This is a genomic window from Hydrogenophaga sp. PML113 (assembly GCF_001777155.1).
Classification (GTDB): Bacteria; Pseudomonadota; Gammaproteobacteria; order Burkholderiales; family Burkholderiaceae_C; genus Hydrogenophaga; species Hydrogenophaga borbori.
Window position 1 is genome coordinate 106,662 of record NZ_MIYM01000001.1, and the last position, 24,148, is coordinate 130,809.

Consider the following 24,148-nt stretch of genomic DNA (forward strand, 5'->3'; position numbering starts at 1 on the left):
TCTACCAGGAGACAGCCATGACCCAGCGACTTCTTCCCTCCCTGCTGGCCGGCCTTGCGCTGGCCGTGCTGAGCGCCGGCAACGCGCAGGCGCAGGCGCCCGCCTACCCGAGCAAGACCATTCGCCTGCTCGTCGGATCGCCGCCGGGCGCGCCCTCCGACATCACGGCCCGTCTCTTCGCCGAACGGTTGTCGCAGCGCTTGGGACAGAGCGTGGTGGTCGAGAACCGCCCGGGCGCCGGCACCAGCCTGGCCGCCGGTGTGGTGGCGGCTGCCGAGCCCGATGGCTACACCCTGGGGGTCAGCCCGGACACCGTGGTGACCGTGAACCCGCTCGTGTACCCCAAGCTCACGTTCGATGCGCGCAAAGACCTGATGAACCTCTCCGTGCTGGCGAACTTCACCCAGATGCTGGTGTGCCACCCAGGCACGGGCGTGAAGACCGCGGCCGAGCTGGTGGCCCGAGCGAATGCGAACCGAATGATCTACGCGTCGGGTGGCGCTGGCGTGCCGGGCCATCTGGCCGCTGAAATGTTCTTGCGCGAGGCCGGCGTCGGCATGGAGCACATCGCCTACCGCGGCCCCGCGCCAGCCACCACCGCCGTTCTGGCCGGCGAGGTGAGCTGCGGCTTTCTGGCAACGCCCACGGTGCTGCCGCATGTGAAAACCGGCCGCTTGGTGGCGCTGGCCGTCTCGTCCGCCGAACCTTCCGCGCTGGCGCCGCAGGTGCCGACGCTGGCCGAGGCACTCCACAAGCCGACCCTGGACATCAGCTTCAAGCTGCTGCTGCAGGCGCCCAAAGGCCTGCCCGCGGCGGTCGCCAGCGCACTGGAGCAGGCCGCCGGCGCCATCATGACGACCCCCGATGTGCAAACCCGCCTGCAAGCGCTGGATTTGCGTGGCGTGGGCAGCACGCGCCAGGTGGCCGAGGCGCAGGTGCAGGCCGATACGGCGCGATGGGCGCCAGTGGTGAAGCGGTTGAATCTGACGCTGGACTGACCGCACGCGCCGTGGCCCCCAGCGCTCCCGTGGATCCTGCAACACCCCTTGCCATGCAACCCAATGTGATCTTCATCGTTGCCGACGACCTTGGGTTCGCCGACCTGGGTTGCTACGGTGGGCGCGAGGCGGCCTTCGGCCGCGTTTCACCGGTTCTCGATGCGCTGGCCGAGAACGGCATCCGCTTCACCGATGGCTACGCGAACTCATCGCTCTGCTCGCCGACGCGCTTTGCACTGATCACGGGACGTTACCAGTACAGACTGCGAGGGGCGGCCGAGGAGCCGATTCACGCGGACAGCAAGGGCAGCGCGACGCTCGGTATGCCCCCGGGACACCCCAGCGTTCCCTCGCTGTTGAAGCGGGCGGGTTACCAGACCGCCTTGATCGGCAAATGGCATCTCGGGTACCCGCCGCATTTTGGTCCCCTCAAGTCGGGGTACGACGAATTCTTCGGCCCCCTGTCGGGTGGGGTGGACTACTTCTCTCACTGCAGCGGCAACGGCGACCACGACCTGTACCTCGGCGAGCAGGAGAGGCACGAAGAGGGCTACCTCACGGACCTTCTCTCGCGACGCGCCGTCGACTGCATCGATCGCATGGCTGGAAAGAAAGAACCGTTCTTTCTCAGCCTCCATTACACCGCCCCCCATTGGCCTTGGGAGACGCGGGATGACGAACACCTCGCGCCAGACGTCATGCAGAACCTCTTCCATCTGCATGGTGGCAGCGTCCACACCTACCAGCGGATGATCCACCACATGGACGAGGGCATCGGCTGGGTGATGGAGGCGCTGCGCCGGAACGCCATCGCCGACAACACGCTGGTCGTCTTCACCAGCGACAACGGCGGCGAACGGTTCTCGGACAACTGGCCGCTCGTGGGCGGCAAGATGGACCTGACCGAAGGTGGCATCCGCGTGCCATGGATCGCGCACTGGCCGGCCGTGATTCCGCGCGGTGCCGTGACCGCGCAACACTGCATGACCATGGACTGGTCCGCCACCGTTCTGGAGGCGGCGGGCGCGCGTCCGGATCCGGACTACCCGCTGGATGGGTTGTCGCTCCTGCCGGTTCTGCACGCGCCCCAGGCCCACTTCGATCGTCCGCTGTTCTGGCGGATGAAGCACCGAGAGCAGCGGGCGCACCGCAACGGTGACTGGAAGTACCTGCGCGTGGATGGAATCGACTACCTGTTCGATATCGCCTCGGATGCGCGCGAGCGCGCGAATCTGGCCGCGCGGGACCCACAGCGGATGAGCGACATGCGGGAGGCATGGGAAGCGTGGAACCGCACCATGCCCCCCATCCCGGAGGACGCCCGCGTGAGGCAGGGTTACGGGACCAGGAACATGCCTCAGCGCTAGGTCGAGGCGGCAACGGGCGCGCGCCGCACAGGGAGAAACGGCGCCGATGACAAGTCAATGACCCCATGCGGTCATTCCCGATCGCCACAGGCTTGCAATGAGCCGCAAATGCGCCCAGGATGCGACACATCCCCATCCCAACACACCCGAGGAGCGCCCATGAAGGCGATCTGGAACGGCACGGTGATTGCCGAAAGCGACGACATCGTGCTCGTCGAGGGCAATGCCTACTTCCCTGCGAGCGCGTTGCGCCGCGAGTACCTGCAGCACAGCAACCACCACACCTACTGCCCCTGGAAGGGCCAGGCCAGCTACCACAGCCTGCTCATCGACGGCGAACTCAATCGCGACGCCGCCTGGTTCTACCCCGACCCCAAGCCCGAGGCCGACATGGTGCGCGACCGCGTGGCCTTCTGGCGCGGCGTGCAGGTGGTGGACTGAGCATGCGGCGCGACGCCACCGCCGACGCCGCCGCGCGCTACGCCGAGGTGCGCGCGCGCAGCGAGGCGCTGTGCGCGCCGCTGGCCATCGAGGACCACGTGGTCCAGCCCGTGGTGGACGTGAGCCCGCCCAAGTGGCACCTGGCGCACACCAGCTGGTTCTTCGAGGCCATGCTGCTCGCGCACGCCTCGCCGGGCTACGCACCGTTCCACCCGGCCTACGGCTACCTCTTCAACAGCTACTACGAGGGCGAGGGGGAGCGCGTGCCGCGCGCCCAGCGCGGCCACCTGAGCCGGCCGACCGTGGCCGAGGTGCTGGCCTACCGCGCGCACGTGGACGCCGCCGTGATGGCCTGGCTGGCCACGCAGCCACCGGCCCGGTGGCTGGACCGCCTGGCGCTGGGCCTGCAGCATGAGCAGCAGCACCAGGAACTGCTGCTCACCGACATCAAGGCCATCCTGGGCCACAACCCCCTGCGCCCCGCCTATGCCTGCGCCGACACCGCCGTGGTGAGCCTGGCCGGCGAACACCTGCCTCAAGCCGCCCCGATGGGATGGCTCGAGCACCCTGGCGGTGTGGTCGCCATCGGGCACGCGGGCGATGGTTTCGCCTTCGACAACGAGGGCGCGCGCCACGAATGGCTGCTCGCGCCCTTCGCGCTCAGCGACCGGCTGGTGAGCAACGCGGAGTACGCCGCCTTCATCGGCGCCGGCGGCTACCAGGACCCGCGCCACTGGCACGCCGACGGCTGGGACTGGCTGCGCCAGAACGCCATCGCGGCGCCGATGTACTGGTTCCGCGGCGAGGGCGGCGACTGGTGGCACCAGACCCTGGCCGGCCCCTTGCCCCTGCCACCGCAGGCGCCGGTGACGCATGTGAGCTGGTACGAAGCGAGCGCCTACGCCGACTGGGCTGGCGCGCGCCTGCCCACCGAGTTCGAATGGGAGGCCGCCGCTGGCCGGGGCATGGCCTGGGGCGACCGCTGGGAGTGGACCGCCAGCGCCTACGCGCCTTACCCGGGCTTTCGGCGCGCCGAAGGCTCGGTGGGCGAATACAACGGCAAGTTCATGGTGAACCAGCAGGTGCTGCGTGGCGCGTCGTTTGCCACACCGCCGGGGCATGAACGCCTGACGTACCGCAACTTCTTTCAGCCGCCGCTGCGCTGGCAATACACCGGCATCCGCCTGGCCCGGCCATGAGCGCCGGCGGGCACCGAGCAAGGTTTGCAGAATGACCCGAGGCCGCGACCCCGCATCCGCCATCCAACCCGCGCGCGACACCGCACCACCCGAAGCCGGGGCCGCCGCGCCGCGCGGCCTGGCCGCCGACGTGCTGGCGGGCCTGTCGGGCAGTCCCAAGCGGCTGTCGTCCAAGTACTTCTATGACGACCGCGGTTCGCGCCTGTTCGAACGCATCATGCGCCTGCCCAGTTACTACCCCACGCGGGTGGAGGCCGCCCTGCTGCGCCGCCACGCCAGGGACCTGCTGGGCGCGCTGGACACCGGCGGCTCGCCGATCGAGATGCTCGAGCTCGGCAGCGGCGACGGGCGCAAGACGCTGGCGCTGTGCCGCGCCTGGCTCAAGGCCGGCGCCGAGCTGGTTTACCGGCCCATGGACATCTCCGCCCAGGCGCTGGACCAGTTGAGCGCGCGCATGGCGCGCCAGTTGCCCGCGCTGGCGGTGCACCCGCTGTGCGGCGACTACTTCCAGACCTGGCCCATTCCCAGCGCGCGGCGCCGCCAGGTGGCGCTGTTCCTGGGCAGCAACCTCGGCAACTTCACCGACGAGGAGGCCCGGCGCTTCCTGCGCCGCGTGCGCGCCCACCTGCGCCGGGGCGACAGCCTGCTGCTCGGCCTGGACCTGCGCAAGGACCCGCACACCGTGCGGGCCGCCTACGACGACCCCGCGGGCGTGACGGCCGCCTTCAACCTGAACCTGCTGCGCCGCCTCAACCGCGAGCTGGGCATGGACTTCGATCTCGAGCGCTTCCGCCACTACGCGAGCTACTGCCCGCTGCAGGGCGTGGCGCGCAGTTTCCTGGTGAGCCAGGCGCGCCAGACTGTGCGCAGCGCGCTGCTGCGGCGCGAGTTTCACTTCGGGCCCGGCGAGTTCATCTACACCGAGCAGTCGCAGAAGTACGAGCGCGCGGGCGTGGAGGCCATGGCCGCCGACACCGGCTTCGAGCTGCGGGCCTGGTTCGAGGACCCGGCGCTGCCCTACGCCCTTGTGGCCTGCCACGCCACGGGCTGAGGCGCCGCGCCGCCGCTGTCGGGCCGGCGACAGCGGGCATTGGTATTTTCACCAAGCATCCGCTTGCTATAAATGAACGGCGCTGCTAACGTGGCGCGCCATGGATCCCCAGGCCACCCCCGCGCCCGAACGCCGCAGCCGCGGACGCCCCCGCAAGACCGCCGATGAGCGCGACGACGGCAACCGCCGCCAGGCCCTGCTGCGCGCGGCCGCGCGCCTGTTTCGCCAGAAGGGTTTCGCGGCCACCAGCACGCGCGACATCGCCGCCGCCGTGGGCATGCGCTCGGGCTCGCCCTTCTACCACTTCGAGAACAAGGAAGCCCTGCTCGCCGCCGTGATGGAGGAGGGCATGCAGCGCGCCCTGCGGCACCAGCGCGAGCGCATGGACGCGGCCGTGGCCGCCGCGCCTGGGCCGCTGTCGGCCAGCGAGTGCCTGCGCGTACTGGTGCGCGGCCACTTCGACAACCTGCTGGGCCCCGAGAGCGACCACATCCCCGTGATGCTGTACGAGTGGCGCTGGCTCGCGCCGCAGCCCAAGCGCGTGGTGAGCGAGCTGATGGCCGAGTACGAGGCCGTGTGGGTGCCGGTGCTGCAGGCCCTGCGACGCGAAGGCGCGCTGCGGGGCGACACCGCGCTGGCGCGGCTGCTGATCTTCGGCGCGCTCAACTGGACCGCGCAGTGGTACGACCCCGAGGGGCCGACCACGCTGGACGGCCTCACCGAGGCCGCGCTGCAACTCTTCGTCAAGGACATGGAATGAACCCAGGCCCCCACGCTCCGCCGCTGCGCGGGTCGCTGCCTCCCGAGGGGGCTGATCCGGCGGGGGGCGGCCCCGCGGCGGACCGCTACCGCTCCGTCTTCCGGCCCGGCCTGTTCGCGGGCCAGGTCATCGTGGTCACGGGCGGTGGCTCGGGCATCGGCCGCTGCACCGCGCACGAACTGGCCGCGCTGGGCGCGCACGTGGCCCTGGTGGGCCGCAAGCCCGAGAAGCTGCGGGCCGTGGCCGAGGAGATCGCGGCCGATGGCGGGCGCGCGAGCTGCCACGCCGGCGACATCCGCCAGGAAGACGCGGTGCGCGCCCTGGTGGCGGACATCGTGACCGCGCACGGCCGCGTGCACGGCCTGGTGAACAACGCGGGCGGCCAGTACATCAGCCCCTTGGAAAAGATCGGTGCCAAGGGCTGGCAGGCCGTGCTGGACACCAACCTCATGGGCGGCTTCCTGGTGGCGCGCGAGTGCTACCTGCAAAGCCTGCAGGCGCACGGCGGCGCCATCGTCAACATCGTGGCCGACATGTGGGGCAGCATGCCCGGCATGGGCCACAGCGGCGCGGCGCGCGCGGGCATGGTGAGCTTCACCGAGACCGCCGCGCTGGAATGGGCCCGCAGCGGCGTGCGCGTGAACGCGGTGGCGCCGGGCTACATCGCCTCCAGCGGCATGGACCACTACCCGCCGGAGGCCGGTCCCATGCTGCGCGAGATGCGCGAAACGGTGCCCCTGGGCCGCTTCGGTAACGAGGCCGAAACCAGCGCGGCCATCGCCTTCCTGCTGTCGCCGGCCGCCAGCTTCATCAGCGGCAGCGTGCTGCGCGTGGACGGCGCGCGGCCCCAGGTACGCCTGGGCTGGGGCCAGGTCGCGGCGCCGGCCGAGGCGCAGTCGCGCGACGCCGTAAAGCCTTTCGATGGTTTCCACCGCTACGTGGTGCCCCAGGTGTTCCAGCCATGAGCTTCGCGTCCTGCTTCAACCCCCACACCGAAGCCGCGCAGCTGCGCCGGGTGGCCATGCTCGAGCGCATCGCGCAGCTGCGCGCGCTCGAGCAGCGCGCGGCCACCGCCTCGGCCCAGGCCAAGCCCGTGTTCGACAAGCGCGGCCAGTTGTTGCCGCGCGAGCGCATCGCGCTGCTGCTGGACCCGGGCGCGCCCTGGCTGCCGCTGTGCTCGCTCGCGGGCTTTCTGCAGGACACCAAGGACCCCGCGAAGTCGGTGGCCGGCGGCGGCGTGGTCGCGGGCATCGGCTTCGTCAGCGGCGTGCGCTGCATGGTGGTGGCCAGTGACTCGGGCATTGAGGCCGGCGCCATCCAGCCCCGTGGGCTGGAAAAGATTCTGCGGGTGCAGGACATCGCGCTGGAGAACAAGCTGCCCTTCGTTCACCTGGTGGAGAGCGCGGGCGCCAACCTCACCAAGTACAAGGTCGAGGGCTTCGTGCACGGCGGCTCGCTGTTCCGCAACCTCGCCCGGCACTCGGCCGCGGGCCTGCCGGTGATCACGGTGCAGCACGGCTCGGGCACGGCGGGGGGGGCGTACATGCCGGGGCTGTCGGACACCGTGGTGATGGTGCGCGGGCGTTCGCGCGCCTTCCTGGCGGGGCCGCCGCTGCTCATGGCCGCCACGGGCGAGGTGGCCACCGAAGAGGAGCTGGGCGGGGCCGAGATGCACACCGGCGTGTCGGGCCTGGGCGAGTACCTGGCGGAGGACGACCGCGAGGCGCTGGGGCTGGCGCGGCGCATCGTCGACCAGTTGCGCGACGGTGTCGCGCGCCCGGTGGCGCCGGTGGTGGCCGAGCCGCTGCTGCCCAGCGACGACCTGCTCAGCCTCATGCCCACGCACCACCGCGAGCCGGTGGACATGCGCGAGGTGATGGCCCGCCTGGCCGACGGCTCCGACCTGCTGGAATTCAAGCCGCTTTACGGCGCGGCCACGGTGTGCGCGCAGGCCCGCATCGGCGGCCACGCGGTGGGCCTCATCAGCAACAACGGACCCATCGACGTGGCCGGCGCCAACAAGGCCACGCACTTCATCCAGTGGATGTGCCAGCTGGGCCACCCCCTCATCTACCTGCAGAACACCACCGGCTACATGGTGGGCAAGGACAGCGAGCAGGGCGGCATGATCAAGCACGGCAGCAAGATGATCCAGGCCGTGACGGGCGCCACCGTGCCGCAGATCACCATCCAGTGCGGCGCCTCCTTCGGCGCCGGCAACTACGGCATGTGCGGGCGCGGCTTCGGGCCGCGTTTCCTGTTCAGCTGGCCCAACGCACGCACGGCCGTGATGGGCGGCGAGCAGGCCGCGCGCACCATGCAGATCGTGGCCGAGGCCGGGCTGGCCCGCAAAGGCATCGCGCCCGACCCGGCGCAGATGCAGCAGCAGTTCGAGCAGATCGTGCAGGTCTTCGAGAGCCAGGCCGACGCCTTCCACACCAGCGGCCTGCTGCTGGACGACGGCGTGATCGATCCGCGCGACACGCGCGCCGTGCTGGCCTTCTGCCTGGACACCTGCGCCGAGGCCGAACAGCGCCACCCGCGCCCCTTGCCGTTCGGCGTGGCGCGCATGTAGACCCCTCACATACCCACCCCGAGGAGACCCCCCATGCAGTTCACGCACGAGCACCGCGAAATACAGAAAACGCTCAAGCGCTTCATCGACGACCACATCAACCCCCACGTGGACGAGTGGGAAGCGGCCGAGATGTTTCCCGCGCACGAGGTCTTCAAGGGCCTGGGGCAATTGGGCCTGCTGGGCCTGACCAAGCCCGAGGCGCACGGCGGCGCCGGCCTGGACTACAGCTACAGCGTGGCCATGGCCGAGACCCTGGGCCACATCCACTGCGGCGGCGTGCCCATGGCCATCGGTGTGCAGACCGACATGGCCACGCCGGCGCTGGCGCGCTTCGGCAGCGAGGAACTGAAGGCGCAGTTCCTGGCGCCCGCGATCCGCGGCGAGGCGGTGGGCGCCATCGGCGTGAGCGAGCCGGGCGCCGGCAGCGACGTGGCCGCCATCAAGACCACCGCCCGCAAGGACGGCGACGACTACGTCATCAGCGGCCAGAAGATGTGGATCACCAACAGCCTGCAGGCCGACTGGATCTGCCTGCTGGTCAATACCAGCGACGGCCCCGCGCACAAGAACAAGAGCCTGGTCATGGTGCCGCTGCGCGAGAACGGCAAGACCGTGAAAGGCTTCGAGGTCGGCAAGAAGATCCGCAAGATCGGCATGCACAGCAGCGACACCGGCCTGCTGTACTTCGACGAGGTGCGCGTGCCGCAGCGCTACCGCATCGGCCAGGAGGGCGCGGGCTTCGTCTACCAGATGCAGCAGTTCCAGGAAGAGCGCCTGTGGTGCGCGGCCAGCACCTTGCAAAGCCTGAACAACTGCATCGAATGGACCATCGAGTGGGCGCAGGAGCGCAAGCTGTTCGGCGCCCAGCTGGCCGACCAGCAGTGGGTTCAGTTCAAGCTGGCCGAGCTCAAGACCGAGGTCGAGGCCCTGCGCGCGCTCACCTACCTCTCGTGCGACCGCTACGTGGCCGGCGAGGACGTGACCGAGTGGGCCACCATGGCCAAGCTCAAGGCCGGCCGGCTCAACCGCCAGGTGCCCGACACCTGCCTGCAGTTCTGGGGCGGCATGGGGTTCACGCTGGAGAACAAGGTCTCTCGCATGTACCGCGACGGGCGCCTGGCGTCCATCGGCGGCGGGGCCGACGAGGTGATGCTGGGCATCCTCAGCAAGATCATGGGGATCAAGAAAACCCCCCTGCGCGGCTGACGCCGCTTCCCCCAAGGGGGACGCCACCCGTGGCCCGGCCAAGCCGGTTCGACGGTGGCCCGCGACATCAGCCCTTCGCTCGCTCAACTCTGCAGAAAGTGACCATGGCCAGTTTGCTCATCGATCGTCGGCACGACGTGGAAACCTGGACGCTGAACGAACCCGCCGCGCGCAACGCGCTGAGCGACGCGATGGTGCTGGCCCTGTTCGAGGCCTGCCTGCGCGCCAAGGCCGATGCTTCCTTGCGCGGCGTGGTGCTGACGGGCGCGGACGGCGCCTTCTGCGCGGGCGGCAGCCTGGGCGGTTTCGCCAGCGCCATTGGCCAGGCCTTGCCCCCCGGCGAGCCCGATCCGCTGATCGCCATGAACCGCGGTTTCGGCGATCTGTTGCACGCGTTGATCGGCCTGCCGCAGTGGCTGATGTGCGCCGTCGACGGCCCGGCCATGGGCGGTGGCTTCGGCCTGGTGTGCTGCGCCGACGTGGTGATCGCCACCGAGCGATCGGCCTTCGCCACGCCCGAGGTCACGCTGGGCCTGCCACCGGCGCAGATCGCGCCCTTCGTGTGGCGGCGCCTGGGCGACGCCACCGCGCGCCAGTGCCTCTTGAGCGGCACGCGCTGGACCGCGCGCGAGGCGCAGGCCGTGGGCCTGGTGAACACCGTGGTGGCCGACGACGCGCTGGACGCCGCCGTGGCCTACGCCGCCAAGGCCCTGGGCCGCGCCGCGCCCGGCGCGCTGGCGGCCACCAAGCAGCTGCTGCACCGCCTGCACCAGCACCTGCCCGACCTGCGCGACGAGGCGGCCATCGCCTTCGCGAATGCGCTGCGCAGCCCCGAGGCCGCCGCCGGTCTGGCCGCGTTCGCGCAAAAACAGCCCGCACCCTGGGCCAGGGGAGACGCGTCTTGAAGCGCCTGCTCATCGCCAACCGCGGCGAGATCGCGCGCCGCGTGATCCGCACCGCGCACCGCATGGGCATCGCCACCGTGGCGGTGTTCAGCGAGCCCGACGCGCGCGCGCCGCACGTGCGTGAGGCCGGCATGGCCTTCGCGCTCGGCGGCGCGGGCTCGGCCGAGTCCTACCTGCGCATCGATCGCCTGATCGCCGCCGCGCGCGCCACCGGCGCCGACGCGCTGCACCCCGGCTACGGTTTCCTCAGCGAGAACGCCGACTTCGCGCAGGCCGTGATCGACGCCGGCCTCACCTGGGTGGGTCCGCCGCCCGAGGCCATCCGCGCGCTGGGCAGCAAGTCGGCCGCCAAGGCCCTGGCGCAAGCGCATGGCGTGCCGGTGCTGCCGGGCTACTTCGGCGCCGACCAAGGCGACGGGACCTTCGCCGCCGAGGCCGAGCGCATCGGCTACCCGGTGATGGTGAAGGCCGTGGCGGGGGGCGGCGGGCGCGGCATGCGCCTCGTCACCGAGGCCGCGCAGCTGCCCGCCGCGCTGGCCAGCGCGCGCGCCGAGGCGCTGGCCGGCTTCGGCAGCGCGGACCTGCTGATCGAGTCGGCCGTGCGGCGCCCGCGCCACGTGGAAGTGCAGGTCTTCGCCGACGCGCAGGGGCGCTGCATCCACCTGGGCGAGCGCGACTGCTCGGTGCAGCGGCGCCACCAGAAGATCGTCGAGGAAGCGCCGAGCCCGGCGGTCACGCCGGAACTGCGCGAGCGCCTGGGCGAGGCCGCGGTGGCGCTGGCGCGCGCGGCGGGCTACGTGGGCGCGGGCACGGTGGAGTTCCTGCTGGACGGCAACCGGTTCTTTTTGATGGAGATGAACACCCGCCTGCAGGTGGAGCACCCGGTGACGGAGATGCTCACCGGCCTGGACCTGGTGGAGTGGCAGATCCGCGTGGCGCGCGGCGAGCCGCTGCCGCTGGCGCAGGACCAGGTGCGCTTGCAAGGCCACGCCATCGAGGTGCGCCTGTGCGCCGAGGACGAGCGCTTCGCGCCCCACACCGGCACCGTGCGCGCCTTCGCCGAACCCCCGCTGGGCGAGGGCCTGCGCTTCGACCACGCCATCGAGACCGGCACGGAGGTGACGCCGCACTACGACGCCCTGCTGGGCAAGCTCATCGCCCACGCGCCCACGCGCGCGCAGGCCATCGAACGCCTCGCGCACGCGCTGGACGCGACCGTGCTCCTGGGCCTGCCCACCAACCGCGCCTTGCTGGCGGCCTGCCTGCGCCACCCGGTGTTCGGCGCGGGCGAGGCGCTCATCCCCTTTCTGGCGGAGCAGGGTGAGGGCCTGCGCGATGCCTTGCGGCCGCCGGCCGAGGCGGTGCTGGCCGGGGTGCTGGTCGCGGCCTGCGCGGATCGGCCCGCGCCCGGCGCGCTGCCGTGCCCCTTCGCGCGGCCGCTGCGCTGGCGGCACGGCGACGCGGTGCTCGACCTCGCCGTGCTGGAACACGGCCACGGCCGCCAGAGCGTCGCGCTGGGCGATCGCACGCACGAGGCCCTTCTGCAGCCCCAGGGCGTCGCCATCGACGGCGTGCGCCACGCCACCACCGCCGTCGCGCTGGGCGACGGCCACTGGCAGGTGCAGGTGGGCCCGCACACGCTCACGCTCAGCGACCTGAGCCACCGCGCGCGAACCCGTGCCGGCGCCGCTGGCGCGGTGGGCGAGCTGCGCGCGCCCTTCAACGGCAAGCTCGTGGCCGTGCACGCCCGGCCCGGCGCGCGCGTGGCCAAGGGCGAGGCGCTGTTCGCCATCGAGAGCATGAAGATCGAGCACCTGATCGCCGCGCCGCGCGACGCCACGGTGCAGGCCGTGTCCGTGTCGGCCGGACAGCAGGTGGCGCCGGGGCAACTGCTCGTCAGCTTTGCGGCAGAGGCAACGGCATGAACTGGGACCCCGCCGACACCCAGGCCCTGCTCGACACGGTGGACCGCTTCGCGCGCGACGCGCTGGTGCCGCTCGTGAACGACTGGGACGCCCAGGCCACGTTCCCGCGCGGGCTCTACCGCGAGGCCGCGCGCATCGGCCTGCTGGGCCTGGGCTACCCCGAGGCGCTGGGCGGCACGCCCGCGCCCTGGCGCGCGCGCAATGCCGTGTCGCAGCTGCTGGCGCGGCGCACCGCCAGCGGCGGCCTGCTGGCCAGCCTGTTCAGCCACAACATCGGTCTGCCGCCGGTGCTCAAGCATGGCTCGCCCGAGTTGCAGGCCGAGGTCGTGCCGCCGGTGCTGCAGGGCGAGCGGATCGCCGCGCTCGGCATCACGGAACCCGGCGCGGGCAGCGACGTGGCCAGCCTGCGCACCAGCGCGCGCCGCGAGGGCGGCGACTACGTCATCGACGGCGAGAAGGTCTTCATCACCTCCGGCCTGCGCTGCGACTGGATCACCCTGGCCGTTCGAACCGATCCGAACAACAAGGGCGCCAGCGGCATCAGCCTGATCGCCGTGCCCTGCGACGCCAAAGGCCTCAGCCGCACGCCGCTGCACAAGATGGGTTGGCACTGCAGCGACACCGGCCACCTGCGCTTCGACGGCGTGCGCGTGCCGGCGCGCTACCTGATCGGCGAGGAGAACAAGGGCTTTCGCTGCATCATGGGCAACTTCAACGGCGAGCGCCTGGCCATGAGCGCGCTGGCCCTGGGCTTTGCCGAGGCCTGCCACGACGAGGCGCTGGCCTGGGCGCGCGAGCGCCAGACCTTTGGCGAAGCGCTGATTCAGCGCCAGGCGATCCGCCACAAGCTCATGGACATGCGCATGCGCATCGGCTCCACCCAGGCCTGGCTGGACGCGCTGGGCGATCGCATCGACGCGGGCGACGAGGGCCCCGACTGGGTGGGCCACGTCTGCCTGCTCAAGAACCACAGCACCCAGGCCATGCAGGCCAACGCCGACGCGGCCGTGCAGATACTGGGCGGCATGGGCTACATGCGGGGTACCGCCAGCGAGCGCCTCTACCGCGAGGTGAAGGTCATGATGATCGGCGGCGGCGCCGAGGAGATCATGAAAGACCTGGCGGCGCGGCAGTTCGGCGCCTGAGCCGGCAGCACCTTCCGGAGGACACCATGAGCACCGCCAAAACCCCATCCGCCGTGTGTTTCGAACCCGAGTTCCTGCAGGCCATCGTCGAGCTCTTCGAGCAGAAGATCGTCTTCAACCAGCACATCGGCCTCAAGATCGACGAGGTCCGGCCCGAACGCGTGAACGGCCACCTCGACCTGCGGCCCGAGCTGATCGGCCACTACGCGCACCACCGCCTGCACGGCGGGGTCATCAGCGCCGCCATGGATTCCATGGGCGGTCTGGCCGTGCTGGCCGCCATGGCCGCGCGCCACATGGACGACAGCGTGGAGCAGCGCATGCTCCGCTTCGCCAAGCTGGGCACCATCGACCTGCGCGTGGACTACCTGCGCCCGGCCGTGGGCAGCGCGCGCTTTCGCATTGGCGCTGAAACGCTGCGCCTGGGCTCGCGCGTGGCCAGCACGCGCATGGAATTTCACGGCGCCGATGGCACGCTGCTGGCGGTAGGGTCGGCGGCCTATATCGTGTCCTGAGGCGCGCGGCGCGGACCCATCGAGACCAGAAGGAGACCTGGGCATGAGCGATTTTCAACTGACCTATTCCACGATGTTCGCGCCGCCGCGCGCGCTGCACGAGCGTTTCGACGCCGCGCTCGCGCGCGTGCGCCAGCGGCTGGGCCAGGACCATGGCCTGTTCATCGACGGTGCTTTCGTCGCGCGCGCGGCGACGCTGGACAAGCACAACCCCGCGCGCCAGAGCGAGCGGCTGGGCCGTTTCGCCCAGGCCTCGGTGGACGACGTGGAGCAGGCCGTGGCCGCCGCGCGGCGCGCGCTGCCCGCCTGGCGCCGCACCCCCTGGCGCGAGCGCGTGGCCTTGCTGCGCCGCGCCGCGCGCCTGGTGGACGAACGCCTCTACGAGATGGCGGCCATCGTGTCGCTGGAAGTGGGCAAGACCCGCATGGAGGCCCTGGGCGAGGTGGCCGAGGTCAGCGCCTTCTTCGACATCTACGCGCGGCAGATGGAAGAGAACGGGGGCTACGACCATGCCCTGCCCGACGACCCGCTGCCCCACATGAAGAGCCGCAACCGCAGCGTGATGAAGCCCTACGGCGTGTGGGCCGTCATCGCGCCGTTCAATTTCCCCTTCGCGCTGGCGGGTGGTCCCACGGCGGCGGCGCTGGTCACGGGCAACACGGTGGTGCTCAAGGGATCGGTGGAGACGCCCTGGTCCGGCCTGCTGCTGGCGCAATGCCTGAAGGACGCGGGCCTGCCCGACGGCGCCTTCAACTGCCTGGTGGGCGATGGTGCGACCGTGGGCGAGGCGCTGATCCAGCACGACGGCATCGGCGGCGTGACCTTCACCGGCTCCTACGAGGTGGGCATGCGCATCCTGCGCGCGCAGGTGAACCGGCGCTGGCCGCGTCCCTGCATCGCCGAGATGGGCGGCAAGAACGCGGCCATCGTCACCGCGCGCGCCAACCTGGACGCGGCGGCCCAGGGCATCGTGCGCTCGGCCTTCGGCATGTCGGGGCAGAAGTGCTCGGCGCTGTCGCGCGTGTACGTGGACCGCTCGGTGGCCGATGCGCTGATCGAGCGCCTGCGCGTGGCGGTGGGCGCGATCGCCGTGGGCGAGCCGCAGCTCGAGTCCAGCTGGACCGGTCCCGTGGCCACGCGCGCGGCCCAGCTGCGGCACGCCGACTGCCGGCGCCAGCTGGACGGCGGGGGTGCGCGCATCGTCGCGGCGGGCCCGCTGCCGGCCGATGCCGACGCGGGCTTCTATTGCGCGCCCCTGGTGGCCGAGGCCCCGCTGGACCACCCGCTGTGGCGCAAGGAAATGTTCGCGCCGCTGGTGATGCTGGGCCGCGTGGACAGCGCCGAGCAGGCCATGGCAGAAGCGAACGCCAGCGACTTCGGCCTCACGGCGGGCTTCTTCGGCGCGGAGGACGAGGTGGCCTGGTTCCTCGACCACATCGAGGCCGGGGTGACCTACGTGAACCGCCCGCTGGGCGCGACCACGGGCGCCTGGCCGGGCTACCAGCCGTTCGGGGGATGGAAGGGCTCGGGGAGCACGGGCAAGGCGCTGGCGTCGTTCCACTACCTGCCGCAGTACATGCGGGAGCAGTCGCAGACGCGCATCGAGCCCTGACCGCCGGCGGCAGGCCGGGCCTCAGCGCGCCCAGCGCTTGGCCGCTTCGATCGCCGCCGCGTACGCCAACACCAGCGCCAGCACCACGGCGGTGGCCGCCCAGCCCAGCGGCACGAAGCCCAGCAGCGCGGCCGGCGGGCCGCTGTAGGGCAGGGCCAGGGCCAGCGCGGCCATCGCGATCAGCGCGCCCGACAGCAGTTCGCCCGGGCGGCTGCGCCACACCGGACCGTGCGTGCGCAGCACCAGCACCGCGGCGAGTTCGGTCAGCAGCGACACCTGGAACCAGGCTGTGCGGAACACCGCTTCGTCGGCGCGCAGCACCCACAGCAGCCAGGCGAAGCAGAGCAGGTCGAACAGCGAGCTGATCAGGCCGAAGCCCATCATGAAGCGCCGCAGGCCGTGCAGGTCCCAGCGCAGTGGCCGCCCCAGCACCGCGGCGTCCACGCGGTCCGTGGACAAGGCCATGGAGGGCAGGTCCGACAGGAAGTTGTTCAGCAGGATCTGGGTGGGCGTGAGCGGCAGGAAGGGCAGGAAGGGCGCCGCGATGGCCATGCTGACCATGTTGCCGAAGTTCGCGCTGATGCTCAGCGCGATGTACTTGAGCGTGTTGGCGAAGGTGCGCCGGCCCTCCTCCGCGCCGCGGCACAGCACGTCGAGGTCGGGCTGGAGCAGCACCACGTCGGCGCTTTCGCGCGCCACGTCGACGGCCTGGTCCACCGACAGGCCGACGTCGGCCGCCAGCAGCGCGGGCGCGTCGTTGATGCCGTCGCCCAGGTAGCCCACGGCGTGCCGCGTGCGCTGCAGCGCGCGCACGATGCGTTCCTTCTGCGAGGGATCGACCTCGACGAACAGGTCGGTGCGCGGCGCGTGGTGCCACAGCGCTTCGTCGCGCATGGCGGCGATCTCGGCGCCGGTGAGCAGGGCCGAGGGGTCCAGGCCCACCTGCCGGGCCACGTGCGCGGCCACATGGCGGCTGTCGCCGGTGACCATCTTCACACGCACCTTGTGCGCGCGCAGCGCCCGCACCGCCTGCGCCGCGCCGGGCTTGGGCGGGTCGGTGAAGGCCAGGAAGCCCTCCAGGCAGAGGCCGGCTTCGTCGGCCAGGCCCACCCGGTCGGCCCGCACCGCGCGGGTGGCCACCGCCAGCACGCGCAGCCCCTGCCCGCCGAGTTCGCGCACGTGCTCGTCGATGCGGGTGCGCCGCGCCGCGTCCAGCGGGGCCTCGCCGCCAGCCTGGCGCACGCGATCGCACACCGCCAGGGTCTGTGGCACCGCGCCCTTGGTCACCAGCAGGCGTTCGCCATCGGCGCCGCGCTGCGCCACGATGGTGAGGCGCTTGCGCACGAAGTCGTAGGGAATCTCGTCCACCTTGCGCCAGCCCTCGAGCGTCAGGCCCGCGCGCTCGCCCGCGGCCACCAGGGCCTGGTCCAGCGGGTTCTCGATGCCGCTCTCGAAAGCCGCGTTCAGGTGCGCCCAGCGCAGCACGCCCGCGTCGGGCTGGCCGTCGGGGTCCACCGCGGCGTCCAGCGTCATCACGCCCTGCGTGAGGGTGCCGGTCTTGTCGGTGCACAGCACGTTCATGCCGCCCAGGTCCTCGATGGCCTCGAGCCGGCGCACCAGCACGCCCTGGGCGGCCATGGCCCGCGTGGCGCGCGCCAGCATCACGCTCACGATGGCGGGCAGCAGCTCGGGCGACAGGCCCACCGCCAGCGCCACGGAGAACATCAGCGAATCGATCAGGGGGCGGCCCAGCCACTGGTTGACCACCAGCACCGCCAGCACCACGGCCAGCATCAGGCGCAGCAGCATGTCGCCGAAGCGGCGCACGCCCTGGGCGAAGCGGGTTTGCGGCGGACGCTGCTTCAGCTCGGCCGCCAGTTCGCCGAACACCGTGGCCGCGCCGGTGCGGGTGATGAGCACGGTGGCGGTGCCGCTGCGCACCGAACTGCCCAGGAAAACGCTGTTGCCGCGCTCGCGCAGCGGCGCGTTGGCCGCCACGGGGCCGGGGCGTTTTTCCACCGGGAAGGACTCGCCGGTCAGGCTGGCCTCGGTGACGAGGAAGTCGCGCGCCTGCAGCACCACGCCGTCGGCCGGCACCAGCTTGCCCGCGCTCAGCTCGATCAGGTCGCCCGGCACCAGTTCGCGCGCGGGCAGCGGGCGCCAGGCGCCGTCGCGCCGCACGCGCGCGTTGAGCGCCAGCCGCTGGCGCAGGCGCGCCACCGCGTCCGAGGCCCGCCACTCCTGCCACCAGCCGAGGCCCGCGCTGCACAGCACGATGGCGAGAATGGTGGTGGCTTCGGCCCAGCTCTTGAGCGCGGCGGACACCAGGGCGCCCGCCACGAGGATGAGCACCAGCGGGCTGGCGAACTGGCGCAGCACCAAGCGCCACGCCGTGGCGGCGGCCTGCTCGGCCACGGCGTTGGGGCCGTGCCGCTGCAGGCGGGCCAGGGCCTCGGCCTGGCCCAGGCCCTGGGGGCCGCTGGCGTGGCGGGCCAGCAGCTCGGCCTCGGGCAGGCTCCAGTCGGGGGCGCTGGCGTCCGGCGGGCGCGCGGGGCGGTGGGGGTGTCGGGGGGTGTCCATGCGGCACGCGCGCCACGGCGAGGGCGAAGCGGGCCCGCCGATGGTGGCCTGGCCGGCCCTGTCGCACCTTGCGCTGGCTCAAGCCGGCGCCGCGTGGCCCTGGCCAGACGGCCGATGGTGGAAACCAGGGTGGGCGATTCACCACTCATGGCCGTTCTCCGGTGCCCACCAGAGCGCCCCTTGCCCCAGTCACCGCATGACCGTTTCAGCCGCCCGCCGCGTTTCTCCCGCCCCGTCCTCGAAGACGCGCCCCGCGCCGCTGCCGACGCGCGCCGCCCAGCCTGTGCCGCCCGACACCTCGACGAAGGAGGGCAAGGCCCTGTTCACGAAGCCCGGCGTGAGCCAGCCGCCGACCCCGGACGATGCCCAGGTCCGCCTGCGGATGGGCATCACCGATTTTTTCAGCCGCCTGCTGACGGCCCGTCTGGCCGAGGATCCCGACGCCCGCGTCGCCGCCGAACTGCTGCGGCGCGGGGCGCCGTCGACGGCGGCCGAGGAGCGGCGCCGGGCGCGCAAACAACGGACGCGGCGCCTCAGCCAGTACGGGCGCCAGCCCTGAGCGGGCAGCGCCTCACTCCGGCTTGAAGCCCGAGGCCTTGACCGGCGCTTCCCAGCGCTTGAGGTGCTCCACCACCATCGCGCCCGTCTCGGCCGGCCCGGCGTGGCTGGGCACCAGGCCGTAGCCGCGGATTTTTTCCTGGATGCCCGGGTCCGCCAGCGCCACCGCGACGGCCTTGCTGAGGCGCTCCGCCGCCTGCGGGTTCATGCCGGCCGGGCCGAAGTAGGCGAAGAAGGCGTCGGCCGCCAGGTTGATGCCTTGCTCTTTCAGCGTGGGCACCTCGGGCAGCGCGGCCGAGCGCTGTTCGCCCGTCACGGCCAGGATGCGCAGGCGGCCCGCGCGGTGGTGTTCGATGGTCTCGGACGCGGTGTCCACCATCAGCGGGATCTGCCCGCCCAGCAGGTCCTGCGCGGCCGGCGCGCCGCCGCGGTAGGCCACGTGCGTGAGGGGGATGCCCGTGGCCTGGCCGATGAGCAGGCCCGCGAAATGCGGCACCGTGCCGGCGCCGGAGGTGCCGTAGCTGGCCTTGGCGGGGTTGGCCTTCATCCAGTCGAGCACGTCCTTCAGCTTGCCCTGCGGCGCGCCCGGGCCGGCCGTCACGGCGAAGTCGAACACCGTGGCGCGCGCGATGGGGCTGAAGTCCTTGATGGGGTCGTAGCCCACGTTGGGGTACAGGTAGGGCGAGATGACCAGGGCCCCGCTGGGCGCCAGGATGATGGTGTTGCCGTCCGGCGCGATGCGCCGCAGCTCGCCCAGGGCCAGCCGCCCGCCCGCGCCGGGCTTGTTCTCGACGATCACGTTCTGGTTGAGCGTGCCCCGCATCTTCTCGGCCACGATGCGCGCCACCGTGTCCACCGATCCCCCGGGCGGAAAGCCCACCCACACGCGCAGCGTGCCGCTGTCTTGCGCCTGGGCCAGGCCCGGCAGGCCCAGTTGGGCCGCGGCCAGCAGGCCAGCGCCCGCCAGGGCATGGAAGTGTCGGCGTCGCATGCGTGTCTCCTCGTTGTGTGGAGCACCGATTCTGGGAGGGCGCACCCGATGGACGCATGCGTGTTTTCCCGAAAAGGTATGCTTGCTAACGGTCCCGCGCGACGGCGCGGGCGCGCGACAAACAAGGACAACACCGGAGACACCACATGCCCGTCATCGACGTTCACACCCACATGTACACGCCCGCCTGGCTGGAGCTGCTCAAGGCCAAGGGCGGGGCCTACAACATCCAGCGCCGTCCCGACGGGCAGGACGAGATCTTCCGCGGCGACACGCCGGTGGCCATTCCGCAGCCCGGCCACTTCGACTACGCGCTGCGCATCCGGCAGATGGACGCGGCGGGCATCGACATCTCCATCGTCTCGCTGACCTGCCCCAACGTGTACTGGGGCGACGAGGCCACGAGCCGCCAGGCGGCGGTGGAGTCGAACGACGCCATGGCGCGCGCCCAGGCGCAGTACCCGGACCGCATCCGCTGGTTCACCTCGCTGCCCTGGGAGTACCCCGAGCGCGCCGTGCAGGAGCTGGAGCGCTCCTGCGCCAATGGCGCGGTGGGCGTGATGGTGCTGGCCAACATCTCGGGCCGCAGCCTCACCGACCCCTTCTTCGAGCCCGTGTGGGCCGCCATCGACCGGCGCGGCCTGCCGGTGCTGGTGCACCCCACCGACCCGCCGGGCGTGGACCTGATGGACATGACGAAGTACGACCTGAGCTGGTCCGTGGGCTTCATGTTCGACACCACGCTGGCCTTCACGCGCATGATCTTCGACGGCTTCTTCGACCGCTTCCCGAACATGAAGCTCATTGCCTCGCACGGCGGCGGCACGCTGCCCTACCTGGTGGGCCGCTTCGAGAAGGGCGACGAGGTGGAGATCCCCCAGCGCCGGCGCATGCAGCGCAAGCCGACCGACTACCTGCGCCACATTTACTACGACAGCATCACCTACGACCCGCGCTCGCTGCAGTACCTGGTGTCCATCGTGGGCGCCTCGCAGGTCATGCTGGGCACCGACTGGCCGCACCAGGTGCACGACGTGAAGGGCGCGCTGGGCAAGATCGACACCCTGGCGGCCGACCAGCGCGAGGCGGTGCGTGGGGGCAACGCGCTCAGGGTGTTCGGCCTCTGAACGGCCGCACCCACCACCACGCCAGCCCCACCAGCGCCGCGAAGGCCGTGTAGGCGGCCACGAACACCCACCACGGCGCCTCCCAGTAGAGCAGCCGCGAGAGCCAGTGCCCGATGAAGCTCTCGCGGTGGCCGGTCTCGCCGGCCGATCGCCGCAGGTCCTGCTCCCAGACCGTGAGGGGGCAGAGTCGGCCCAGCCAGGCCTGGACCGCGATGAAGAGCATCAGCCCCAGGTGCGCGGCGCGCAGGCCGGCGTGGCGCACCCAGCGCCAGCCCAGGGCGCCGCCCAGCAGCACCAGGGGCAGCAGGCCCACCACGAACAGCACCACCCCCACGTGCAGCGCGAGCAGGGCGTCGGCGAGCCGGAGGGCGGTGTCGGGGGCCATCCTGGGCATTGTGCGATGCACCGGCGGCCGCTTGCACCGCCCGTTCGGTGAGAACCCGCTGGCGGAGATGTATCCGTCTGTCACACTCGCGGCGTTGCGGTTTCGGAGCACGCATGGGCTGGCTTTCACTCTTTGGCGACCTGCGGTTCATGACCGGGGCGATGGTCGCCTTGCTGGGGGTGATCTTCATCGCCTACGCCAACCGGGCGTCCTGGCCCTACGTGCGCTGGCTGGCGGGCTCGGCCGTGCTGTTCGGGCTCGCGCAGCTCGGTTTTCGGGTGGCCCAGCTGCATTTCGGCGTGCGGGCCGAGGGCATCGGCGGCCCGGCCGCCGCGGTGGTGGTGTTCGCGCTGACCGCCCTGCTGGTGGGGCTGCACACCTACCTGACGCCTGGCGCCCGCCGCCAGGGGTGGCGTTTTGCCTGGCTGAGTGCGCTGGGCCTGGTCTGGGTGGTGGGGCTGGTGAGGGCGCTGGGCGACAACCCCTTCCGCGGCCCGCTGGCTTCATCGGGGGTGCTCGTGGCGGCCTCGCTGTGGCTGCTGTGGCGCTGGTGGCACGACCGCTGGAGCGGGCAGTTCGCCCTGGCGGCGGCGCTGCTGGTGCAGCCGCTGCTGCTGTTGCTGGCCATCCGCGTGGGCCTGGACGTGCGGACGTTTCGGGAGATCACGCCGCTGCCCATCGTGCTGGTGTACTTCTTCGTGCTGACGCTGATCCTGCAGCGCGACGCGCGCCGGCTGGCGAGCGAACTGCGCCGCAGCGAACAGGCCGAGGCCGCGCTGCAGCGCCTGGCCGATGGTCTGGACCGCACGGTGCACGAGCGCACGGCCCAGCTAGAGGCGATCAACCAGGGCCTGCGCGCCTTCTCGGGCATGGTTTCGCACGACCTTCGCGGCCCGCTGCGCAACATCCACGGCCTGAGCGAGATGGCGCGCGAGGCCATCGAAGAAGGCCAGCCGGCCCAGGCCCTGCCCCTGGTGCGCAAGCTGGGCCACGAGTCCCTGCGCGCCAGCCGCATGGTGAGCGACCTGCTGGACCTGGCGTGCGTGGAGCAGCAGGCGCTGCACAAGGCGCAGGTCGACTTCGGCGAGCTGGTGCGCGAATGCGTGGAGCAGCTGGCCATGGAATACCCGAGCGCGCGCCAGGCGGTGCGCGTGGGGCCGCTGCCCGTGGTGGCGGTGGACCGCGGGCTGATGGCGCACGTGGTGACCAACCTGGTGGGCAACGCGCTCAAGTACGGGCAGGGCCGGCCCGGGCTGGCGGTGGACGTGGGCGCGCAGCGCGAGGACCAGGCCTGGCGTTTCGCCGTCAGCGACAACGGCCCGGGTTTCGACGAGGCGCGCGCCGGCGAGCTGTTCAAGCCCTTCAGCCGCCTGGCCGGCGAGGCGGTGCCCGGCACCGGCCTGGGCCTGACGGTGGTGCGCCGCGTGGTGCAGCAGCACGGTGGCGAGGTGGGCGCCTGCGGCCGGGTGGGCGAGGGCGCGCGCTTCTGGTGGACGCTGCCCGCCGCCTGAGCGGCGGCGTGGCCCCGGCAAAAAAAAGCCACCGGGGCTTGCGACACCGGCGGCTGCCGCGCATGGCCCGTCGAGCGGGCGGCGCGAATGCTCAGGAAACCGTCAGCCGGGACTCACTTGCCGGTGGTGGTGTTGATGTACTCCGTGACCACCTTCCAGCGGTTGTTGTCCAGCATCGAGATGCGGGTGGCGTTGCTGCCCAGGCGCTTGGTGGGGCCGAAGGTCTGCTCGGCGCTGCCGAAGATGTCGGGCGGAATGGTCATGGTGTCCATGGCCTTGATGAAGCTGTCGGTGCTGAGGTTGGGGCCGGCCTTGGTGGCGGCGCGGATGAAGGCGTCGATGGCCAGGTAGCCGTAGACCGAGAACACCGTGGGCTCTTCGTTGAACTTGGTCTGGTACTTGTTGGCCCAGAAGCGGATGGGCTGCGAGGCCGCGTCCAGGTAGGGGTGCTGCACCGTCATGGTGGCGTACAGGCCGTTCATGGCCGGGCCGCCGAGCTTGTGGATGAGGTCGGTGTAAGCCGCGCTGGAGCCGATGAAGGTGGGGTTGAAGCCCAGGCGCTTGGCCGTGGCGATGGCGCCGATGGTCTCGCGGATGATGGTGCCCAGCACGACCATGTCGCACTGCTCCGAGGCCAGCTTCTGCATTTGCGAGGCGAAGTCGGTGGCGCCGCGCTTGTAGGTGGTCTCCACCGCGAGCGTCATGCCGTTGGCCTTGAGGCCGTCTTCCGCGCCGCGCTTGACCTCCAGGCCGAACTCGTCGTCCTGGTACATGGTGCAGACCTTCTTGGCGTTCTTCTCCTTGGCCAGCTTGGGCACCGCGACGCGCATCTGGTCGTAGTAGGTGGCGGCGAAGCTGTACTTGAGCTTGTGGAAGGGCTCGTACATCTCGCGCGCGGCCGTCACGGGGAAGAAGTTGATGACGTTCTTCTGGAACTGCACCGGCATGGCGGCCATGTTCTGCGCGGTGCCGATGTGGCCCACCATGGCGAAGATCTTGTCCTGGTTGACCAGCTTCTGCGCCGCGAGCACGGCGTTGCGCGGGTCGTACTTGGAGTCCTCGACGATGAGCTTGATCTTGCGGCCGTTGACGCCGCCCTGCTCGTTGGCCTCGTCCACGCGCAGCATCATGCCCAGGCGCACCTGCTTGCCGAAGCCGGCGATGGGACCGGAGAGGTCCTGGATGGAGCCGAGCACGATCTCGTTCTTGCTCACACCCTGTGATTGCGCCATGGCGGCGCCGGTGCTCAGCGCGATGGCCGCGCCGATCAGACTCAGTGTCGTTTTCATCGCTG

21 protein-coding genes are annotated in these 24,148 nt (G+C 71.4%); 17 read left to right on the plus strand and 4 right to left on the minus strand.

Features of this window, described 5'->3' with window-relative positions; all coding sequences use genetic code 11:
* The first annotated feature begins 17 nt into the window (after positions 1 to 17).
* The 14 genes from BHU06_RS00485 (at position 18) to BHU06_RS00550 (ending at position 15,702) form a co-directional block, all read left to right on the plus strand.
* Positions 18 to 998, plus strand: a complete 981-nt coding sequence (locus BHU06_RS00485) for a tripartite tricarboxylate transporter substrate binding protein (RefSeq protein ID WP_070397183.1) — start codon at positions 18 to 20, stop codon at positions 996 to 998.
* Between the two features lie 53 nt (positions 999 to 1,051).
* Positions 1,052 to 2,365, plus strand: coding sequence for a sulfatase (locus BHU06_RS00490; protein ID WP_070397184.1), 1,314 nt, complete (start codon positions 1,052 to 1,054; stop codon positions 2,363 to 2,365).
* Between the two features lie 159 nt (positions 2,366 to 2,524).
* Positions 2,525 to 2,806, plus strand: coding sequence for a DUF427 domain-containing protein (locus BHU06_RS00495; protein ID WP_070397185.1), 282 nt, complete (start codon positions 2,525 to 2,527; stop codon positions 2,804 to 2,806).
* A 2-nt stretch (positions 2,807 to 2,808) separates the two neighbouring features.
* Positions 2,809 to 4,005 (plus strand): ergothioneine biosynthesis protein EgtB, encoded by a 1,197-nt coding sequence (gene egtB / locus BHU06_RS00500; protein ID WP_070397186.1) that lies wholly within the window; start codon positions 2,809 to 2,811, stop codon positions 4,003 to 4,005.
* Between the two features lie 31 nt (positions 4,006 to 4,036).
* A complete protein-coding gene (gene egtD / locus BHU06_RS00505; RefSeq protein WP_070397187.1) occupies positions 4,037 to 5,056 on the plus strand; it encodes an L-histidine N(alpha)-methyltransferase in 1,020 nt (339 codons plus the stop codon).
* Positions 5,057 to 5,156: 100 nt separating this feature from the next.
* Complete coding sequence (locus BHU06_RS00510) at positions 5,157 to 5,816, plus strand: TetR/AcrR family transcriptional regulator (protein ID WP_070397188.1); 660 nt, start codon at positions 5,157 to 5,159, stop codon at positions 5,814 to 5,816.
* Positions 5,813 to 6,781 (plus strand): SDR family oxidoreductase, encoded by a 969-nt coding sequence (locus BHU06_RS00515; RefSeq protein ID WP_239478173.1) that lies wholly within the window; start codon positions 5,813 to 5,815, stop codon positions 6,779 to 6,781. The genes BHU06_RS00510 and BHU06_RS00515 overlap by 4 nt, the downstream gene beginning before the upstream one ends.
* On the plus strand, positions 6,778 to 8,391 hold the full coding sequence (locus tag BHU06_RS00520; protein WP_070397189.1) for an acyl-CoA carboxylase subunit beta: 1,614 nt from the start codon (positions 6,778 to 6,780) through the stop codon (positions 8,389 to 8,391). Before BHU06_RS00515 ends, BHU06_RS00520 begins: the two co-directional genes overlap by 4 nt.
* A gap of 33 nt (positions 8,392 to 8,424) precedes the next feature.
* Positions 8,425 to 9,600 (plus strand): acyl-CoA dehydrogenase family protein, encoded by a 1,176-nt coding sequence (locus BHU06_RS00525; RefSeq protein WP_070397190.1) that lies wholly within the window; start codon positions 8,425 to 8,427, stop codon positions 9,598 to 9,600.
* 104 nt (positions 9,601 to 9,704) lie between these two features.
* Complete coding sequence (locus BHU06_RS00530; protein WP_070397191.1) at positions 9,705 to 10,505, plus strand: enoyl-CoA hydratase/isomerase family protein; 801 nt, start codon at positions 9,705 to 9,707, stop codon at positions 10,503 to 10,505.
* On the plus strand, positions 10,502 to 12,430 hold the full coding sequence (locus BHU06_RS00535; RefSeq protein ID WP_070397192.1) for a biotin carboxylase N-terminal domain-containing protein: 1,929 nt from the start codon (positions 10,502 to 10,504) through the stop codon (positions 12,428 to 12,430). The genes BHU06_RS00530 and BHU06_RS00535 overlap by 4 nt, the downstream gene beginning before the upstream one ends.
* On the plus strand, positions 12,427 to 13,575 hold the full coding sequence (locus BHU06_RS00540) for an acyl-CoA dehydrogenase family protein (protein WP_070397193.1): 1,149 nt from the start codon (positions 12,427 to 12,429) through the stop codon (positions 13,573 to 13,575). Before BHU06_RS00535 ends, BHU06_RS00540 begins: the two co-directional genes overlap by 4 nt.
* 26 nt (positions 13,576 to 13,601) lie before the next feature.
* Positions 13,602 to 14,090 (plus strand): thioesterase family protein, encoded by a 489-nt coding sequence (locus tag BHU06_RS00545; RefSeq protein ID WP_070397194.1) that lies wholly within the window; start codon positions 13,602 to 13,604, stop codon positions 14,088 to 14,090.
* Positions 14,091 to 14,133: 43 nt separating this feature from the next.
* The gene (locus BHU06_RS00550) at positions 14,134 to 15,702 is read left to right on the plus strand and encodes an aldehyde dehydrogenase family protein (protein ID WP_070397195.1); all 1,569 of its coding nucleotides are present in this window, start codon (positions 14,134 to 14,136) and stop codon (positions 15,700 to 15,702) included.
* A gap of 21 nt (positions 15,703 to 15,723) precedes the next feature.
* Here BHU06_RS00550 and mgtA read toward each other — a convergent pair whose 3' ends face one another.
* The gene (gene mgtA, locus BHU06_RS00555) at positions 15,724 to 18,282 is read right to left on the minus strand and encodes a magnesium-translocating P-type ATPase (protein WP_070397196.1); all 2,559 of its coding nucleotides are present in this window, start codon (positions 18,280 to 18,282) and stop codon (positions 15,724 to 15,726) included.
* 196 nt (positions 18,283 to 18,478) lie between these two features.
* On the opposite strand from mgtA, the gene BHU06_RS00560 reads away from it, so the two are divergent.
* On the plus strand, positions 18,479 to 18,841 hold the full coding sequence (locus BHU06_RS00560) for a hypothetical protein (RefSeq protein ID WP_139146901.1): 363 nt from the start codon (positions 18,479 to 18,481) through the stop codon (positions 18,839 to 18,841).
* A 12-nt stretch (positions 18,842 to 18,853) separates the two neighbouring features.
* Here BHU06_RS00560 and BHU06_RS00565 read toward each other — a convergent pair whose 3' ends face one another.
* Positions 18,854 to 19,831, minus strand: coding sequence for a Bug family tripartite tricarboxylate transporter substrate binding protein (locus BHU06_RS00565; RefSeq protein WP_070397198.1), 978 nt, complete (start codon positions 19,829 to 19,831; stop codon positions 18,854 to 18,856).
* A gap of 146 nt (positions 19,832 to 19,977) precedes the next feature.
* On the opposite strand from BHU06_RS00565, the gene BHU06_RS00570 reads away from it, so the two are divergent.
* A complete protein-coding gene (locus BHU06_RS00570) occupies positions 19,978 to 20,958 on the plus strand; it encodes an amidohydrolase family protein (protein ID WP_070397199.1) in 981 nt (326 codons plus the stop codon).
* On the opposite strand, the gene BHU06_RS00575 is transcribed toward BHU06_RS00570, so the two are convergent.
* Positions 20,939 to 21,343 (minus strand): DUF2784 domain-containing protein, encoded by a 405-nt coding sequence (locus BHU06_RS00575; protein WP_070397200.1) that lies wholly within the window; start codon positions 21,341 to 21,343, stop codon positions 20,939 to 20,941. The two genes, BHU06_RS00570 and BHU06_RS00575, sit on opposite strands and share 20 nt — an antisense overlap.
* 113 nt (positions 21,344 to 21,456) lie before the next feature.
* Between BHU06_RS00575 and BHU06_RS00580 the strand changes: the two genes are divergently transcribed.
* On the plus strand, positions 21,457 to 22,854 hold the full coding sequence (locus tag BHU06_RS00580; RefSeq protein ID WP_070397201.1) for an ATP-binding protein: 1,398 nt from the start codon (positions 21,457 to 21,459) through the stop codon (positions 22,852 to 22,854).
* A 113-nt stretch (positions 22,855 to 22,967) separates the two neighbouring features.
* On the opposite strand, the gene BHU06_RS00585 is transcribed toward BHU06_RS00580, so the two are convergent.
* Positions 22,968 to 24,143 (minus strand): ABC transporter substrate-binding protein, encoded by a 1,176-nt coding sequence (locus BHU06_RS00585; protein WP_070397202.1) that lies wholly within the window; start codon positions 24,141 to 24,143, stop codon positions 22,968 to 22,970.
* Positions 24,144 to 24,148: the final 5 nt, after the last annotated feature.